This is a genomic window from Streptomyces anthophorae (assembly GCF_049310305.1).
GTDB lineage: Bacteria > Actinomycetota > Actinomycetes > Streptomycetales > Streptomycetaceae > Streptomyces.
This window is the reverse complement of sequence record NZ_JBLWQQ010000001.1, coordinates 1,800,130-1,817,167: the sequence shown is the minus strand read 5'-3', so window position 1 is coordinate 1,817,167 and position 17,038 is coordinate 1,800,130. Positions and strand designations below refer to the sequence as shown.

The window sequence follows — 17,038 nt, the reverse complement described above, 5'->3', positions numbered from 1 at the left end:
ATACCCCTGTCCCCGAGGAGGGAGCGACCGGCGAACGGAGCCCCGCCACGGACCGGATCGTGTTCGGCGTCACCGCCGTACTCACTCTGGCCTTCGTGGTCTGGGGCGCCGTGGCCACGGACAACCTCGAGAGCGTGTCCAACACGCTGCTCGGCGGCCTGATGCACAACGGCGGCTGGGCGTTCGTCCTCGCCGCCACCGGCTTCGTGGTCTTCGCCCTCTGGCTCGCCATGAGCCGCTACGGGAAGATTCCCCTCGGCAAGGAGGGCGAGGAACCGGAGTTCCGCACGGTCTCCTGGATCGCGATGATGTTCAGCGCGGGCATGGGCATCGGCCTCATGTTCTACGGAGTGAGCGAGCCGCTCGCGCACTTCACGACGCCGCCGCCGGGAACCGACCCGGCCGACGACGCCGAGGCCATGGAGACCGCCATGGCCACCACCCTGTTCCACTGGACGCTGCACCCGTGGGCGATCTACGCGGTCGTCGGACTCGCCATCGCCTACAGCACGTTCCGGCGCCGCAGGCGGCAGACCATCTCGTCCGTCTTCGTGCCCCTCATCGGCGAGAAGCACGCGCACGGCGCATGGGGTCGGGTCATCGACATCCTCGCGATCTTCGCGACGCTGTTCGGCTCGGCCGCCTCCCTCGGACTCGGCGCCCTTCAGATCGGCGCCGGGTTCAAGGCGGCCGACTGGATGGACGACGTCAGCACCGGGCTGCTCGTCTCGATCATCGCGGTGCTGACCGTCGCGTTCGTCTTCTCCGCCATCTCCGGTGTGGAGAAGGGCGTCCAGTGGCTCTCGAACATCAACATGGTGCTCGCGCTGCTCCTGGTCGTCTTCGTGTTCATCGCGGGCCCGACGATCCTGAACCTGGATCTGCTGCCCACCTCGCTCGGCGCGTACCTCGACAACTTCCCGCAGCTCATCGGCCGCACCGAGGCGTCCAGCGGCAAGGGCGTCGCCGACTGGCTGAGCAGCTGGACGGTCTTCTACTGGGCCTGGTGGATCTCCTGGTCGCCGTTCGTCGGCATGTTCATCGCGCGCATCAGCAAGGGCCGGACGATCCGTCAGTTCGTCGGCGGCGTCATCCTCGTGCCCTCGACCGTCAGCCTGATCTGGTTCGCGGTCTTCGGCGGTTCGGCGATCAGCCTCAAGGAGGGCGGCGCCCTCAAGGGGGCGGACACCCCGGAGACCCAGCTCTTCGGTGTCCTCCAGGAGTACCCGATCGCCTCCGTGACGAGCCTGCTCGTGATGATCCTCGTCGGCATCTTCTTCGTGTCCGGCGCGGACGCGGCCTCGATCGTCATGGGCACGCTCTCGCAGAAGGGTGCGCTCGAACCCGGAAAGTTCGTCGTCGTCTTCTGGGGCGTCGTGACCGGTGCGGTCGGCGCGATCATGCTGATGATCGGCAACGGTTCCGGGGACGCGCTCACCGGCCTTCAGAACCTGACGATCCTCGTGGCGGCACCGTTCGTCATCGTCATGATCGGCATGTGCTGGGCGCTCCTGCGCGACCTGCGCGCGGACCCGCTCATGGTCCGCGGCGAGATGGGCATCGAGGTCGTCGAGCAGGCGGTCGTCGCAGGCCACGAGAAGTACGGCGGCGAGTTCGAGATCCGCATCGGCCCGGGCAGCAGCCTGGAGACCGAGGGCGACCCGATCGGCAAGCACCACGAGGACTGAGAAACCGTACGCAACGGGTGGGGGCGTGGTCCGACACGGACCACGCCCCCACCCGTTGCCGGGTCAGCCGCTCATCCGGCGGCGACCAGTTCCGCCGCCTCCTGCGCGCAGCCCCATGCCACGGTCACCCCGGCGCCGCCGTGCCCGTAGTTGTGGACCAGCACCCGACCGGCACCCTTGTCCTCACGCTCGACGCGTACGGCGGGGCGTGCCGGGCGCAGGCCCACGCGGTGGTCGAGGATCCGCGCGCCCGCGATCTCCGGGCGCACCTCGGCGCAGCGCTTCACGATCGCCTCGGCGGTGGCCGGGTCCGGGGCGAGGGACCACGCGTCCTCCTCCGCGGTGCCGCCGAGCAGCAGGCGCCCCGGCTGCGGCAGGAAGTACGTCGACTCGGAGGTGGGTGCGACGGACGTGAACCACGTGTCGACGCCCGGGTTCTCCACGATCACCAGCTGCCCGCGCACGGGGCGCACGGAATCGTCCGGCACCAGTTCACGGGCCGCGAGCCCCGTGCAGTTCACGACGGTCGGCGCGGCGTCGAGCGCCTCGTCGAGCGAGGCCACGGTGCGCGCCTCGACGGTGACGCCCGACTCGGCCAACCGCCCGCGCAGCCACGCCAGATGGACCGGCATGTCGATCAGCGGGAGGCGCGCCGCGAGGCCCTGCGGGGTGTCACGCAGCCCCGCCACCTCGCCGGCCCAGGCCCCGAGACCGTCCAGACGCGAGTCCCCGTGCACGCCGTCGACCAGCCGCACCCCGGTCTCCTCGGGACGCCCTGCCCACTCCTCGTACCGCCGCAGCGAGCTCAGCGACCACGCGCCCACCCTCTCTATCGGGTCGATCCGGTACGGCCACCACAGGCCGCCCGCGACCGCCGAGGTCGTCCGCTCGGCGACGTCCCGCGACCACACGCGCACCGCTCGTCCGCGCCGCGCGAGTTCCAGGGCGGTGGTCATCCCGATGACTCCGCCGCCCACCACGATCACTTCACTGCCGCCGCTGTCCCTGCTGCCACGCCTGTCACTGTCATTGATCATCCGTGGACGCTAACGGAACCCGACGGAATGCGTCAGACCGCGCTCAGGGGCGGGCGCGGGTGGGAATACTCGCCCCATGGCTGCAGACGACTGCGCGACCTTCGGCCTGGCACCCGCGATGCGCGCCGGGGCGGTCCTCGCGGACGGGGACTATCGGATCCACCGGGACTTCGTGGACTTCATCGTCGACGGCCGCCCGCTGCTCTTCCAGCTCTCCGACCTGGACGCGGTGTCCCCGCTCGCCGCGGACATCCCGCCCGCGATCTTCGCGCACCACGTGAAGCGGCTGCTCCTGGAGGCGGAGGCACCGCTGCCCGGCGGACGCTGCGTGATCTACGGGTGCCCGGAGTGCGAGGGGATCGAGTGCGGCGCGGTGACGGCGGTGATCGAACGGGACGGGGGTGCGGAGTCCTCTGGGGTCTACGTCTGGCGGGACTTCGCCTGGCAGACCGACGAGCAGGTCGACCTGGACCTGAACGGCTACCACGGCATCGGCCCGTTCCGCTTCCGCGCCGAGGAGTACCGGGCGGCGCTCGGACAGCTCCTGGACGGGGCGGGCCCGCCCGAGGCCCGTCGCAGGGTCCTGCTGATCGGGGCCCGCGTCGCCGTCCTCGCCCGCCTTGCGGCGGCGCTGCGCACCATCGGCGTCGGCGCGGACATCACCCAGGACGCGTCCGGCGTGCCGCCCGAGGAACTGCGCGCGTACGCGGTGGTGGCCTTCGGCCGGGCGGTGGAGGAATCCCAACGGGCGGCGGTGCGCGCCGAGTTCGAGCGGGCGGGGGCGGACGTCGCGTACGTGGACGGCCACGCGCCGATCATCCCGCTCCTGGTCGCCCAGATCGAGAGCGCCCTCGACCGGGGTGCGCCGGCCCAGCGCCGCCTGACCCGCCTGGTCGCGGCCGACGGCGAGGCGGGCGTGGAGGTCACGTCCACGTGCCGCGTCCGCATCACGTCCTACCGTTTGGACCGCCTCTACCGCACCCACACGCACGAGGCCTTCGACGCGGTCCTGACCCCGGGCCGCCACCGCATCCCCCTCGACAACCGGGCAACCCGCGGCCACTCCTTCCTGGTGGCCCGCACGACGGGGAGCGTGCTGGTGGCACGGATGGAACGGTGACGGTGCGGTCCCCGCGGGGCCGGGTGCTGTGGGCGGCCGGGGGCGGCTCCCCGTAAGGTCTGGATCATGCGCCAGACCGCCGACCATCCGCTGCTGACGATGTTCCGCAGCGCCGCCGAAGGGCGCTTCCCACCCGCGGACGGCCGGGTCACCGTCCTTCCCCCGCTGCCACGCGGCCTGGAGTGCTCGGTCGCCTTCACCGGGCACGCCGTCATCGCCACCGCCCGCTCCGCGCGTGAGATCGAGTCCCAAGGACCGGACGGCTACGGAGGCTCGCTGGCCCCCGACTTCCTGCGGTACCTCGCGGGCCGGGGAGGAGAGATCGGCACCGTCGACGCCGTGCTCGTGGCCTGCGGCACACCGACGCCTCCCCGCCTGCCGGAGCTCGCGGACGCCAACGACCACCCCCGAGTCCGTCACGCTCGGGACCTGCGCACCGATGTCCACGTCCACGGAGACGAACGCGGCCTGGTCACGCTGGCCGACGGACTGGCAGGACGCCGCGAACTGAGCATCGAACTCGCCGAGCCCGGCCACGCCAGCACGGGCCTCGGCCGCTCCCTCTTGCGTGACGCCCTCACCTTGGTCCCGGCCGGCGAACCGGTCTTCGCGGCCGTTTCCCCGGGGAACGCCCGCTCCTTGCGAACCTTCCTCGCCACGGGATTCGTCCCGCTGGGCAGCGAGTCGATCCTCCGCCCCGGATCCCGCTGCTCAAGCCCCTGCGGCGATTGAGCAGCGGGGTCCGGGGCGGAGCCCCGTGGCCGCAACGACGGTGCCGCTGGGAACGGCTCCGCACCCGTGGCGGTCGACCGCGGCCGCGTGGCCCCGGTGCCGCGCAACGGCACCCCGACTAGGATCACCCCCCTGATGACAACGCTCGTAGCCAAGAATCTCGCCGCGGGTCACGGCGACCGCACCCTCTTCGCCGATCTCGACCTCGTCGTCGCCCCCGGCGACGTAATCGGACTCGTCGGCGCCAACGGAGCCGGAAAGTCCACACTGCTGCGCCTCCTCGCGGGCCTCACCACCCCCGAGGAAGGAGAGGTCCGGCTCTCCCCGCCGACCACCACCGTCGGCCACCTCCCGCAGGAGCCGGACCGCCGCCCCGGAGAGACGATCCGCGAGTTCCTGGCCCGCCGCACCGGCGTGAGTGAGGCGCAGCGCACCATGGACGAGGCCACGCAGGGCCTCGTCGACGGCGCGCCCGGCGCCGACGACGCGTACGCCACCAGCCTGGAACGCTGGCTGAACCTGGGCGGCGCCGACCTGGACGAGCGCGCCGAGGAGGTCGCGGCACAACTCGGCCTGGACATCGGCCTCGACCAGGAGATGACGTCCCTGTCCGGCGGCCAGGCGGCCCGTGCGGGACTCGCCTCCCTCCTCCTGTCCCGCTACGACGTCTTCCTCCTCGACGAGCCGACCAACGACCTCGACCTGGACGGCCTGGACCGCCTGGAGACCTTCGTGCGCGGCCTGCGCGCCGGCACCGTCGTCGTCAGCCACGACCGCGAGTTCCTCACCCGCACCGTCACCAAGGTCCTCGAACTCGACCTCGCCCAGCAGGAGATCAACCTCTACGGAGGCGGTTACGCCGCCTACCTGGAGGAGCGCGAGGTCGCGCGCCGCCACGCGCGCGAGGAGTACGAGGAGTACGCCGACAAGCGCTCGGCCCTGGAGGGCCGCGCCCAGATGCAGCGCACCTGGATGGACAAGGGCGTCAAGAACGCGCGGCGCAAGGCCACGGACAACGACAAGATCGGCCGCAAGTTCCGCAGCGAGGCGAGCGAGAAGCAGGCCGCGAAGGCCCGGCAGACGCAGAAGATGATCGAGCGCCTCGACGTCGTCGACGAGCCCCGCAAGGAGTGGGAGCTGCGCATGGAGATCGCGGCGGCGCCCCGCTCGGGCGCGGTCGTGGCCTCACTGCGGGACGCCGAACTGCGGCGCGGTGACTTCTCCTTGGGCCCGGTGACGCTCCAGATCGACTGGGCGGACCGTGTCGCGATCACCGGCGCGAACGGCTCCGGAAAGTCCACCCTGCTCGCGGCCCTGCTCGGCCGCATCCCGCTGGACTCCGGCCACGCGACGCTGGGTTCGGGCGTGGTCGTCGGCGAAGTGGACCAGGCCCGCGCCCTGTTCCACGGCCCGGAGACGCTGCTGGAGGCCTTCGGCGCCGCCGTCCCCGCCATGGAGCCGGCCGAGGTCCGCACGCTGCTCGCCAAGTTCGCGCTGAGGGCGGACCACGTGCTGCGCCCGGCGGCGACCCTCTCGCCGGGCGAACGCACCCGCGCGGCTCTGGCCCTCCTCCAGGGCCGGGGCGTCAACCTCCTGGTCCTGGACGAGCCGACGAACCATCTCGACCTCCCGGCGATCGAGCAGCTGGAGTCGGCCCTCGCGACCTACGAGGGCACGCTCCTCCTGGTCACCCACGACCGCAGGATGCTGGACGCGGTCCACACGACGAGGCGCCTGGAGGTGGCCTCCGGCAAGGTCACGGAGGCCTGAGAGAAGGTGGCCGAGGGGCGCGGGGAACTGCGCGCCCAGCCACGGCCGGCCGCACAGTTCCCGCTCACTTCGACCTCTGTGGCCTAGGCCAGCCCCGCCTTGCGCAGCGCGTCCGCCATCGCCGAGTTCGCCGGCGGCGTCGCGGGACGGCCCTTGCCGCCTCCCTTGCCGCCACCGGAGCCGCCGGCTCCGCCCGAGCCGCCGGAACCACCACGGCCGCCCTGCCGCGACTGCTGCCGCGGCGGCTTGCGGTCGCCGCCGCGCTCGCCCCGCTCACTACGGGTTCCGCGCTCGCCACGCCCCCCGGTACCGCCGGAGGCCTTCTCGTCGTCGAGCCGCAGCGTCAGCGAGATCCGCTTGCGCGGCACGTCGACGTCGAGGACCTTCACCTTGACGATGTCGCCGGGCTTGACCACGTCCCGCGGGTCCTTGACGAACGTACGGGAGAGCGCCGAGACGTGCGCGAGCCCGTCCTGGTGCACGCCGACGTCGATGAACGCCCCGAAGGCGGCCACGTTGGTGACGACGCCCTCCAGGATCATCCCGGACTCCAGGTCGCCGATCTTCTCGACGCCCTCCTTGAAGGTGGCCGTCTTGAAGGCGGGCCGCGGGTCGCGCCCCGGCTTCTCCAGCTCCTTCAGGATGTCGGTGACGGTCGGCAGACCGAACGTGTCGTCCACGTAGTCCGCCGGCTTGAGCGAGCGCAGCGTCCCCGCGTCACCGACGAGGGAGGCGACCTCGCCGCCCGTCGACTTCGCCATCCGGCGCACCACCGGGTACGCCTCCGGGTGCACGGACGACGCGTCCAGCGGGTCGTCGCCGCCGCGGATCCGCAGGAAGCCCGCGCACTGCTCGTACGCCTTCGGGCCGAGCCGTGCGACGTCCTTGAGGCCCTTGCGGTTGGTGAACGGGCCGTTGGAGTCGCGGTGCGTCACGATGTTCTCCGCGAGGCCCGCGCCGATGCCGGACACGCGCGCGAGGAGCGGCGCGGAGGCCGTGTTCACGTCGACGCCCACACCGTTCACACAGTCCTCGACCACGGCGTCCAGCGAGCGGGACAGCTTCACTTCGCTCAGATCGTGCTGGTACTGGCCGACGCCGATCGACTTCGGGTCGATCTTCACCAGTTCGGCGAGCGGGTCCTGGAGGCGGCGCGCGATGGAGACGGCGCCGCGCAGCGACACGTCCATGTCGGGCAGCTCCTGCGAGGCGAAGGCCGACGCCGAGTACACCGAGGCGCCCGCCTCGCTCACCATCACCTTGGTGAGCTTCAACTCCGGGTGCTTGGCGATGAGTTCACCGGCGAGCTTGTCGGTCTCGCGGGACGCCGTGCCGTTGCCGATCGCGATCAGGTCGACCGCGTGCTCCTTGGCGAGCTTCGCGAGCTTGGCGATCGCCTCGTCCCAGCGGTTGGCCGGGACGTGCGGGTGGATGACGTCGGTGGCGACGACCTTGCCCGTGTCGTCGACGACCGCGACCTTCACGCCCGTACGGAAACCGGGGTCGAGCCCCAGCGTCGCGCGCGTGCCCGCGGGGGCGGCGAGCAGCAGGTCGCGCAGGTTCGCCGCGAACACCTTGACCGCCTCGTCCTCGGCGGCCGTGCGCAGCCGGGTGCGCAGGTCGAGGCCGAGGTGCACGAGGATGCGCGTGCGCCAGGCCCAACGGACCGTGTCCTGGAGCCACTTGTCGCCCGGGCGGCCCTGGTTGGTGATCCTGAAGCGGCCGGCGATGATCGGCTCGTACGAGGACGAGGGCGAGGCCGCCGCGGTCGGGGCGTCGGCGTCCGCGGCCGGCTCCTCCGGCTCCAGGACGAGTTCGAGCACGTCCTCCTTCTCGCCGCGCAGCATCGCCAGGACGCGGTGCGAGGGCAGGTCGGTGAAGGGCTCCGCGAAGTCGAAGTAGTCGGCGAACTTGGCGCCCGCCTCCTCCTTGCCGGGCTTGACCTTCGCCGCGAGCCGGCCGCGCCCCCACATGCGCTCGCGCAGCTCGCCGATCAGGTCGGCGTCCTCCGAGAAGCGCTCGGTAAGGATCGCGCGGGCCCCGTCGAGCGCGGCCTGGGCGTCGGCGACGCCCTTGTCGGCGTCCACGAACGCGGCCGCGGCGGCCTGCGGGTCCACCGACGGGTCGCCGAGCAGCCCCTCCGCCAGCGGCTCGAGCCCCGCCTCGCGCGCGATCTGCGCCTTCGTGCGGCGCTTGGGCTTGAAGGGCAGGTAGATGTCCTCCAGGCGCGCCTTGGTGTCGGCGGCGCGGATCTGCGCCTCCAACTCCTCGGTCAGCTTGCCCTGCTCGCGCACCGAGTCGAGGACGGCGGTGCGCCGCTCCTCCAGCTCGCGCAGATACCGCAGCCGCTCTTCCAGGGTGCGCAGCTGGGCATCGTCGAGGGACTCCGTCGCCTCCTTGCGGTAGCGGGCGATGAAGGGCACCGTCGAGCCGCCGTCAAGCAGCTCGACAGCGGCCTTCACCTGCCGCTCCCGTACGCCGAGTTCCTCGGCGATCCTGCTCTCGATGGATCCGGACCCGGATCCAGCAGTGGTGCCAACTGTGGGTGTCGCCACGATTCCCGTACCGCCTATGTCGACTGAGGTTGCGCCGCAATTGTGGCAGGTGGCACCGACACTCGGGGATCAGGGAGGTCAGACGCGGTGCGCGCGGCCGGACCTGGAGGCGCCGCCGAACAGCCGGGCGAGGGCACGGAACGGCAAGGTCACGACGGTGGCGATGGCACCGGCGATCTGGCGGAGAATGTCGGCAATTGCGCTGAACATACGGCTTTCTCCTCTCGTGTGTCCCGGCCGCGAACGGGCGGCCGGAACGCACGAGTACCTCGCTTCGTGCTGCTCAGACCTCAGGCGGCCTTGCCGATCAGGTCGGCGGGGAACGCGCCGTTGCCGAGGGCCGCGCCGATGAACTTCGTCGCGAGTTCGGTCAGGCGGGCGACGCCCGCCTCGCCGAGGTGCTCGTAGGGGGCGCGGTCGAGCGCGTCGGTGCGGTGCTCGATCTCGGCGCGCAGCGTCACGCCCTGCTCGGTGAGCGTCAACTCCTCGTCGGCGGTGAGCAGTCCACGCGCGCGAAGCCGCTCGGCGGCCGCGTCGTAGTCGGCCCTGTCCCAGCCGCGCGTGGCGAGCAGCCACTTGGGGGCCATGCCCTTGCCGGTCGCGACGTGGCTCACGAGGGCCTCGACCGGGTCGAGTTCGGCGCCGATCAGCACCGCGATGTGCCCGTCGCCGCGGTGCTCGCGCAGCAGCGTCGTGGCGTGCCAGTACGCCATGTGCGGCGCCTCGGGGACGTCGAGGTCGGCGTGGGCGGCGTACAGGGGGCGGGCGTGGCGCGTGCAGGCCTCGGCGGCGCGCAGGGCGAGTTCGGCGGCCTCGGCCATCTCCGGGGAGGTGAGTGCCTCCTCGCCGAGCAGGCGGCGCAGCGTCGCGTCGACGGCACGCGCGCGTGCGGCGAGCACGGCCTGAGGGGACGCGGTCTCCCACACGGCCGGCACGTGCCGGGCCACCAGCTCGTGGTTGAAGTTGTAGAACGTGGCGGTCACGGTCCCGGCGCCGACGGCCCCCATGGGCGCGGAGCGGGCGGCGAAGTAGGCGGCGCTGGAGTCGGTCACGCCGATGGCGGCCAGTTCCTTGCCCAGGTCGGGCGAGAAGTAGTGCGTCGAGTGGAACGGGTTGAGCACGTTGTGACAGTGGCGGGCGGCGCGCAGGCGGGGGTCCGAAGTCATGCGCCCACGTTACCGACCAGTCGGTACGGGCGACAGTGCCGGGCACCCGGCCATGGCAGGAAGGGTGGGGAACTCGTCATTGCGGCCATCGGGTGCGCGCCGAAGAATGGACCGCATGCCGCCCCGCAGCGTCCCGACCGTCCTGGTCCTCCTCTTCGACGACGTGCAGAGCCTCGACGTCACGGGCCCCGTCGAGGTCTTCTCGGGCGCGGGCGACGTCTACCGGGTGCGCACCGTCTCTCCCGACGGCGCCCCGGTGCGCACGTCGAGCGGACTGACTCTGACGCCGGACCACGCCCTCGCCGACGCACCGGCCGCGGACACGCTCCTGGTCCCCGGCGGCGAGGGCACCCGCGACCCGGACCCGCGCCTGACCGACTGGCTGCGCGAGCGCGCCCCGCACGCCCGCCGCACCGTCTCGGTGTGCACCGGCGCGTTCCTGCTGGCCCGCGCGGGGCTCCTGGACGGCCGCCGGGCCACGACGCACTGGGCGTTCTGCGACACCCTCGCCCGCCAGTACCCCGACGTCCGCGTGGACGCCGACCCCGTCTTCGTACGCGACGGCGGCGTGGCGACGTCGGCGGGGGTGACCGCGGGCATCGACCTCGCGCTCGCCCTCGTCGAGGAGGACCACGGCAGAGAGGTCGCGCTGCGGATCGCCCGGGCCCTGGTCGTGTTCCTGCGGCGTCCGGGGAACCAGGCGCAGTTCTCCACGCAGCTCGCCGCGCAGACGGCCCGCAGGGAACCGCTCGGCGAGGTGCAGCGGTGGATCGCCGAGCACCCCGGAGCGGACCTGCACGTCGAGGCGCTCGCGGCCCGCGCCCGGCTCTCCCCGCGCCACTTCGCCCGCGCCTTCCGTACGGAGACCGGCATGACGCCCGGCCGGTACGTCGAGCGCGTCCGCGTCGAGCACGCCCGCCGTCTCCTGGAGGACACCACGGCAGGCGTCGAGGAGATCTCCCGCTCCAGCGGCTACGGCACCCCGGAGGCGATGCGCCGCGCCTTCCTCAAGACCCTCGGCACCGCACCGGCCGAGTACCGCCGCCGGTTCCACGCACCCCTGGGCTGACCACCGCCCGGCCGGTACATCGGACCTGTCCGCCGCATCGGACCCGCCCGCCCCGTCAGAAAGGCATGACATGCAGATCGCCATAGCCCTCTACGAGCGCTTCACCGCCCTCGACGCCATCGGCCCGTACCAGACGCTCGGCGGCATCCCGGACGCCGACGTCGTCTTCGTGGCCGAGCGGACAGGGCCGGTGCGCGACGACTCGGGACGGCTCGCGCTCGTCGCCGACAAGACCTTCGCCGAGGTGCGCTCCCCGGACGTGGTCGTCGTGCCGGGCGGCCCCGAGCAGAGCGATCAGACGGGCAACGGGCCGCTCCTGGAGTGGCTGCGCGCCGTCGACGCCACCACCACCTGGACGACGTCCGTGTGCACGGGCTCCCTCGCGCTCGCCGCCGCGGGCCTGCTCAAGGGGCGCGAGGCCACCTCGCACTGGCTCGCCCTGGAGGAACTGGACCGGCTGGGCTCCACGTCGACCGGGCGGCGCGTGGTCTTCGACGGCAAGTACGTCACCGCGGCCGGCGTCTCGTCCGGCATCGACATGGGCCTCGCCCTCGCGGGCCGCATCGCGGGGGACGAGACGGCCCAGGCCATCCAGCTGATGACCGAGTACGACCCGCAGCCGCCCTACGACGCCGGATCCCCGGACAAGGCCCCGGCACACCTCGTGGCGATGTTCCGCCAGGCCGGCTGAGCCCTACAGGCCGGCTGAGCCCTACGACAGGGCCTGGGCCCCCACGGACCATTCGAAGCGCGGAGCGCGTCGCTCCAGGAACGCGGCGACGCCCTCCGCGCTCTCGCCGCCCGCGCCCGCCTGCTCGGCCCAGTGCGCGTCCCGGTCCGTGCGGCCGGTCACGAACTCCTTCGCCGCGGCCTGCGTCAGCTGCGAGCGGGCGGCGAGGGTGCGGGTGAACCCGGCGACCCGCTCGCCCAGTTCGGCCTCGGGCAGGACCTCGTCCACGAACCCGGTGCGCAGCGCCCGCTCGGTGCCGATCAACTCGCCCGAGAACAGCAGGTACTTGGCGGTCGCCGGGCCCACGAGCGCGGCGAGGCGGCGCGTGGAGGAGGCCGGGTAGACGATCCCGAGCTTGGCCGGGGTCACCCCGAACAGCGCGCCGTCGGCGGCGAAGCGCAGATCGCAGGCCGCGGCCAACTGGCTGCCGCCGCCCACGCAGTACCCGCGCACCACGGCGAGCGTCGGCTTGGGGAACGTGGCCAGCGCGTCCTCCGCCGCGACGGCGAGCCCCTGCGCGGCCCCCTCGCCCAGTGTCGATATGTCGGCCCCCGCGCAGAAGGTGTCCCCGGCCCCGGTGAGCACGAGCACCCGCACCTCGGGATCGGCCGCGAGCCGTTCGAGGAGCGGCGGCAGGGACGCCCACATGGCGTCGGTCATGGCGTTGCGCTTGGCCGGGTGGTCGATCACGACGGTGGCGACGCCCTCGGCGACGGCGTGCGTGAGCTGCGGCGGGGACACGGAAGACATGAGGCGGATGCTAGCCGGGCGCTCGCGCGGCCGATGGCGCGGTCGGCGTGTCGTGCAGCTCGTAGAACAAGCTTAAGAAGGCTTAAGTCGGGCACAACGGGGTCGGGAGCGATCAACTCTCTGGCCGTCTCGGCCACCAATGGTCAAATCGCGTCGATACCCGCTGACTTCTGGTCAGTCCCGCGGCCCGGAGCAGGTGATTCCCAACACTCGAAGCGTGGTGACAATCGAGCGCAAGGGCGGCGACCTGAAAATGAGCGACCACGGGTGGGGGTCCCGCCCACGTCCTCAGGACGATGGGGGCGCGCCGCCCCCTGATCGTCCCGCGGACGGGCCGCTCCCGTACGAGGGAGTGTGGCGGTTCACGGCGCAGGCGGTCGACGCCTCCGTGCCGCAGGCCCGGCGCGCGGTGCGCGAGCTGCTCACCCGGCAGGGCGTGCCCGCTCCGGACGATCTGGTGCACGGGCTGCTCGTGATCGTCTCCGAACTCGTCACGAACGCGGTGAAGCACGCCGCCGTCGTCTCGCCGATGCTCGCCGTGGAGGTCGCCGTCGGGCCGGAGTGGGTGCGGGTGTCCGTGGAGGACGAACACCCCTACAAGCCCACCGCCCTTGAGGCCACCAGCGGTCAGACCGGCGGCCGCGGCCTGCTGCTGGTGCGCGAGATCACCGCGGAGGCGGGCGGCGTCTGCGACGTCGCCAGCACCGCGAGCGGGGGCAAGGTGATCTGGGCCGCCCTGCCCCTCAAGCCCGAGACGGCTACCAGCCCGCCGACTGGCCTGTCAGCTCCCTGACCGCGGGCCGCGCCGCGTCGAGGACCGTCATGAACCACGCGGAGAACGGGTCCTTGGCGTGCCGCTCGGCCAGCTCGTCGGCCGTCACGAACGCCGTCGCCCCGACCTCCTCCGGGTCGGGGTCCAAGGTCGCCTGCACGAGGCCCACGAAGAGGTGGTTGAACTCCTGCTCCACCAGGCCCGACTCCGGGTCCGGGTGGTTGTATCGCACCGTGCCCGCCTCGGCCATCAGGGACGGCGAGACGCCGAGCTCCTCGAAGGTGCGGCGCGCGGCCGCCGCGAACGGGGCCTCGCCCGGGTACGGGTGGCCGCAGCAGGTGTTCGACCAGACGCCGGGGGAGTGGTACTTGCCGAGGGCCCGCTGCTGAAGCAGCAGCCGGCCCTGTTCGTCGAAGAGGAACACCGAGAACGCTCTGTGCAGCTGCCCGGGCGGCTGGTGCGCCGCGAGCTTCTCCGCCGTGCCGATCGTCCTGCCGTCCTCGTCGACGAGTTCCAGCAAGATCGCTTCTCCGGTGCCGTTCGACGAGCTGTTCGTCGTGGGGGCAGGTGTGATCGGCATACCCATCCTTCGTATCGGTCCTCGAACCAAGTCTGCCGTACGGGACGGACAGCCCCCGTGCTGTCGGTGTCCCGCAAGTCCCGCCCGGCCGCGAGGCCGGGCGGGACAACCGTAGGCGCCTGGTCAGACGCCGAATGCGGCCGGGTAGGTGATCGTGCCCCGCGGGAGCTGCCCGGAATCGTCGTGTTCATCCAGAACGAGCGCCATCATCGCCTCGTCCGGAACGTCGAAACCGGGCCGGATGCCGTACCCGGAGGCGGGCGTGAAGCCGAACCTCGGGTAGTACTCCGGATGCCCGAGCACGAGCACGAGCCGCTCACCACGCGCGCGTGCCGCCTCCAGCACCGCGCGTACGACGGCCGAACCGGCCCCCGTGTTCTGGTACCGCGGCAGCACCGCACAGGGCGCGAGCGCCGCGGCCGGCGCGCCGTCCACCGTGCAGCGGGTGATGAGCGCGTGGGCGGCGACGGTCCCGTCCGGTGCCTCGGCCACGTAGGAGAGGCCGTCGAGCCAGGCGTCGGTGTCGGCGCGCAGGGCGTCGACGAGGTCGGCCTCGGCCTCGGTGGGGAACGCGGCGGCGTTGACGGCGTGCACGGCGGCCCGGTCGGCCCCGGTTTCGGGGCGCGGACGCCACGCGTGGGTCAGGGTGTGGGTCAACTCAAGAACCTTTGAGTGAGGGGGCGTCGCTCAGTGGCGGACGGCCCGAGGAGAAGTGGGGACAGACGTGTCGCTGCGCACGGCAGCGCTCACCGCGACGACAGTCATCAACCCACCTCCTCAAAGATCGATGGCCAAGATATCACTCAGCGGAATCATCGGTCGGCGGAACCGTCAGTGGCACAGCCGCGCCTCGTGCTCGGCGTGTCCCGTCGGCTCCAGTTGGAACGTGCAGTGCTCCACGTCGAAGTGGTCGCCGAGGCAGCCCTGAAGTTCGTGCAGCATCTTCTCGTGGCCGATCGAGCCGAGCATCTCCGTGCTGACGACCACATGCGCCGAGAGCACCGGCATCCCCGAAGTGATCGTCCAGGCGTGCAGATCGTGCACGTCCTCGACGCCGGGCAGCGCCAGTATGTGCGCCCTGACCTCCGCCATGTCGACGCCCTTGGGGGCCGATTCGAGCAGCACGTTCAGCGTCTCGCGCAGCAGCTTCACCGTGCGCGGCACGATCATGAGGCCGATCACGAGAGAGGCGATCGGGTCGGCGGGCTGCCAGCCCGTGGTCAGGATGATCACGGCGGAGATCAGCACCGCGAGGGAGCCGAGCGCGTCGGCGGCCACCTCGAGGAAGGCGCCGCGCACGTTCAGGCTCTCCTGCTGCCCCTTCACCAGGAGCGACAGCGAGATCATGTTCGCGACCAGGCCGATCAGGCCGAACACGATCGTCTGCCCGCCCGCCGTCTCGGCCGGCTCGATGAACCGCTCGATCGCCTCGTACAGCACGTAGCCGCCGACACCGAGCAGCAGCAGGCAGTTGGCGAGCGCGGCGAGGATCTCGGCGCGGGCGTAGCCGAAGGTGCGCTGGTCGCTCGCGGGCCGGTTGGCGAAGTGGATCGCGATCAGGGCCATCGCGAGGCCCAGCGCGTCCGTCGCCATGTGGGCGGCGTCGGCGATCAGGGCGAGCGAGTCGGCGACGATGCCGCCGATGATCTCCACCACCATCACGGTCAGCGTGATCGTCAGCGCGATCCGCAGCCGCCCGCGGTGCGCGGCGGCGGCCGTCCCGGTCGTCGGCCCGTGGCTGTGCCCGTGGTCGTGATCGTGACCGAGGCCCATCGAAACCCCCTCTGTATCGATGTGTCGACGTATCGGCGCGAGACGTCGAACGCGTTGCCCTGGTCGGGGGCGACGATCACAGTGAACTACGGGTAGGGGGTATCCGCAAACATGGCGGTGAACACCGTTGTCATGTGCCCTGACCTGCGCAAACGTTATTGCGTGTGTACGCAGGTCAGGGGGTCGCGGAGATCACTTGCCGGTGGCCTCGGGGTGCCGGAGGCACCAGCCGGCCCAGGCCGACTCGACCATCTCGCGCACGCCGCGCCGCGCGCTCCAGCCGAGCTCCTTCTCGGCGAGCGCGGAGGAGCCGACCGCGCGCGGGGCGTCGCCCGGGCGGCGCGGTTCGACGAGCGCGGGGGTGCGGTTGCCCGACACCTCCGCGATCACGTCGATCAGCTCGCGCACGGAGGCGCCCTGCCCGGTGCCGATGTTGAGCGTCAGGTCGCCGCCCGCGTCGGGCCGGGACAGCCGGCGGGCCGCCGCCAGGTGCGCGTCGGCGAGGTCGGCGACGTGAATGTAGTCACGTACGCAGGTGCCGTCCGGGGTCGGGTAGTCGTCGCCGAAGATCCGCGGGGCCTCGCCGCGCGTGAGGCGGTCGAAGACCATCGGGATCACGTTGTAGACGCCGATGTCCGCGAGCTCGGGAGCCGCGGCGCCCGCCACGTTGAAGTAGCGCAGGCAGACCGTCGCCATGCCGTGCGCGTGCCCGGCCGCACGCACCAGCCACTCGCCCGCGAGCTTCGTCTCGCCGTACGGGTTCACGGGCGCGGTGTCCGTGGACTCGGTGATGAGGTCCACATCCGGGTTGCCGTAGACGGCCGCCGAGGAGGAGAACACGAAGCGGCGCACCCCGGCCGCGGCGACGGTCTCCAGGAGCGCGGCGAGCCCGCCCACGTTGTCCCGGTAGTACAGCTCCGGCTTCTCCACCGACTCGCCGACCTGCTTGTGCGCGGCGAGGTGGACGACGCCCGTCACCTCGTGCTCCGCGCACACCCGGGCCACGAGTTCGGTGTCCAGCGCCGAGCCGCGCACCAGCGGAATCGCCTCGGGCAGCCGGGAGGGCACCCCCGAGGTCACGTTGTCGAGGACGACGACCCGCTCGCCCGCTTCCGTCATAGCCCGCGCCACATGGGCCCCGATGTATCCGGCTCCGCCGGTGATCAGCCACGTCATGGCGCACCACCCTATGACCGAACCCGCCTCCTGCCGGTTGCCGCCTGTGGCTACCCCCGGTTACGGATGCGGGCCGCCCCTGGTTTGTGGCCCGAGTACTTGATCGTCAATGATGAGCGC

The 17,038-nt window shown here is 72.1% G+C and carries 16 protein-coding genes; 7 read left to right on the top strand and 9 right to left on the bottom strand.

Annotated features, from left to right (window positions below):
* Positions 1 to 59: 59 nt before the first annotated feature.
* Positions 60 to 1,688, top strand: a complete 1,629-nt coding sequence (locus tag ACNYS0_RS08235) for a BCCT family transporter (protein ID WP_422414496.1) — start codon at positions 60 to 62, stop codon at positions 1,686 to 1,688.
* Between the two features lie 71 nt (positions 1,689 to 1,759).
* On the opposite strand, the gene ACNYS0_RS08230 is transcribed toward ACNYS0_RS08235, so the two are convergent.
* Positions 1,760 to 2,725, bottom strand: a complete 966-nt coding sequence (locus tag ACNYS0_RS08230; protein WP_422471998.1) for an NAD(P)/FAD-dependent oxidoreductase — start codon at positions 2,723 to 2,725, stop codon at positions 1,760 to 1,762.
* A 76-nt stretch (positions 2,726 to 2,801) separates the two neighbouring features.
* Between ACNYS0_RS08230 and ACNYS0_RS08225 the strand changes: the two genes are divergently transcribed.
* The 3 genes from ACNYS0_RS08225 (at position 2,802) to abc-f (ending at position 6,347) form a co-directional block, all read left to right on the top strand.
* On the top strand, positions 2,802 to 3,845 hold the full coding sequence (locus tag ACNYS0_RS08225; RefSeq protein WP_422471997.1) for an oxidoreductase: 1,044 nt from the start codon (positions 2,802 to 2,804) through the stop codon (positions 3,843 to 3,845).
* A 66-nt stretch (positions 3,846 to 3,911) separates the two neighbouring features.
* Positions 3,912 to 4,577: a hypothetical protein gene (locus tag ACNYS0_RS08220; RefSeq protein WP_422471996.1), complete on the top strand. Its 666-nt coding sequence runs from the start codon at positions 3,912 to 3,914 to the stop codon at positions 4,575 to 4,577.
* Positions 4,578 to 4,709: 132 nt separating this feature from the next.
* Positions 4,710 to 6,347, top strand: coding sequence for a ribosomal protection-like ABC-F family protein (abc-f, locus tag ACNYS0_RS08215; protein ID WP_422482513.1), 1,638 nt, complete (start codon positions 4,710 to 4,712; stop codon positions 6,345 to 6,347).
* 83 nt (positions 6,348 to 6,430) lie between these two features.
* Here abc-f and ACNYS0_RS08210 read toward each other — a convergent pair whose 3' ends face one another.
* The 3 genes from ACNYS0_RS08210 to ACNYS0_RS08200 form a co-directional block, all read right to left on the bottom strand.
* Positions 6,431 to 8,902 carry a Tex family protein gene (locus tag ACNYS0_RS08210; RefSeq protein WP_422471995.1) on the bottom strand — a complete coding sequence of 824 codons (2,472 nt, stop codon included), beginning with the start codon at positions 8,900 to 8,902 and terminating at the stop codon, positions 6,431 to 6,433.
* Positions 8,903 to 8,980: 78 nt separating this feature from the next.
* A complete protein-coding gene (locus ACNYS0_RS08205) occupies positions 8,981 to 9,112 on the bottom strand; it encodes an LPFR motif small protein (RefSeq protein WP_385768205.1) in 132 nt (43 codons plus the stop codon).
* Between the two features lie 80 nt (positions 9,113 to 9,192).
* Positions 9,193 to 10,068, bottom strand: a complete 876-nt coding sequence (locus ACNYS0_RS08200) for an SCO6745 family protein (protein WP_422471994.1) — start codon at positions 10,066 to 10,068, stop codon at positions 9,193 to 9,195.
* A gap of 115 nt (positions 10,069 to 10,183) precedes the next feature.
* On the opposite strand from ACNYS0_RS08200, the gene ACNYS0_RS08195 reads away from it, so the two are divergent.
* Both ACNYS0_RS08195 and ACNYS0_RS08190 read left to right on the top strand, forming a co-directional pair.
* Positions 10,184 to 11,137 (top strand): GlxA family transcriptional regulator, encoded by a 954-nt coding sequence (locus ACNYS0_RS08195; protein ID WP_422471993.1) that lies wholly within the window; start codon positions 10,184 to 10,186, stop codon positions 11,135 to 11,137.
* Positions 11,138 to 11,207: 70 nt separating this feature from the next.
* Positions 11,208 to 11,828, top strand: coding sequence for a DJ-1/PfpI family protein (locus ACNYS0_RS08190; RefSeq protein ID WP_422471992.1), 621 nt, complete (start codon positions 11,208 to 11,210; stop codon positions 11,826 to 11,828).
* 21 nt (positions 11,829 to 11,849) lie between these two features.
* On the opposite strand, the gene ACNYS0_RS08185 is transcribed toward ACNYS0_RS08190, so the two are convergent.
* Positions 11,850 to 12,617, bottom strand: a complete 768-nt coding sequence (locus tag ACNYS0_RS08185) for an enoyl-CoA hydratase/isomerase family protein (RefSeq protein ID WP_422471991.1) — start codon at positions 12,615 to 12,617, stop codon at positions 11,850 to 11,852.
* 253 nt (positions 12,618 to 12,870) lie between these two features.
* On the opposite strand from ACNYS0_RS08185, the gene ACNYS0_RS08180 reads away from it, so the two are divergent.
* A complete protein-coding gene (locus ACNYS0_RS08180) occupies positions 12,871 to 13,410 on the top strand; it encodes an ATP-binding protein (protein ID WP_422482511.1) in 540 nt (179 codons plus the stop codon).
* On the opposite strand, the gene idi is transcribed toward ACNYS0_RS08180, so the two are convergent.
* The 4 genes from idi to galE all read right to left on the bottom strand — a co-directional run bounded on the left by idi (position 13,376) and on the right by galE (position 16,918).
* Entirely contained in the window at positions 13,376 to 13,969 is a 594-nt protein-coding gene (gene idi / locus ACNYS0_RS08175; RefSeq protein WP_422414487.1) for an isopentenyl-diphosphate Delta-isomerase, read from the bottom strand. The two genes, ACNYS0_RS08180 and idi, sit on opposite strands and share 35 nt — an antisense overlap.
* Positions 13,970 to 14,092: 123 nt before the next feature.
* Positions 14,093 to 14,626: a GNAT family N-acetyltransferase gene (locus ACNYS0_RS08170; RefSeq protein ID WP_422471990.1), complete on the bottom strand. Its 534-nt coding sequence runs from the start codon at positions 14,624 to 14,626 to the stop codon at positions 14,093 to 14,095.
* A 174-nt stretch (positions 14,627 to 14,800) separates the two neighbouring features.
* The gene (locus ACNYS0_RS08165; RefSeq protein ID WP_422414485.1) at positions 14,801 to 15,742 is read right to left on the bottom strand and encodes a cation diffusion facilitator family transporter; all 942 of its coding nucleotides are present in this window, start codon (positions 15,740 to 15,742) and stop codon (positions 14,801 to 14,803) included.
* 192 nt (positions 15,743 to 15,934) lie between these two features.
* On the bottom strand, positions 15,935 to 16,918 hold the full coding sequence (gene galE, locus ACNYS0_RS08160; protein ID WP_422471989.1) for a UDP-glucose 4-epimerase GalE: 984 nt from the start codon (positions 16,916 to 16,918) through the stop codon (positions 15,935 to 15,937).
* Between the last annotated feature and the right edge of the window lie 120 nt (positions 16,919 to 17,038).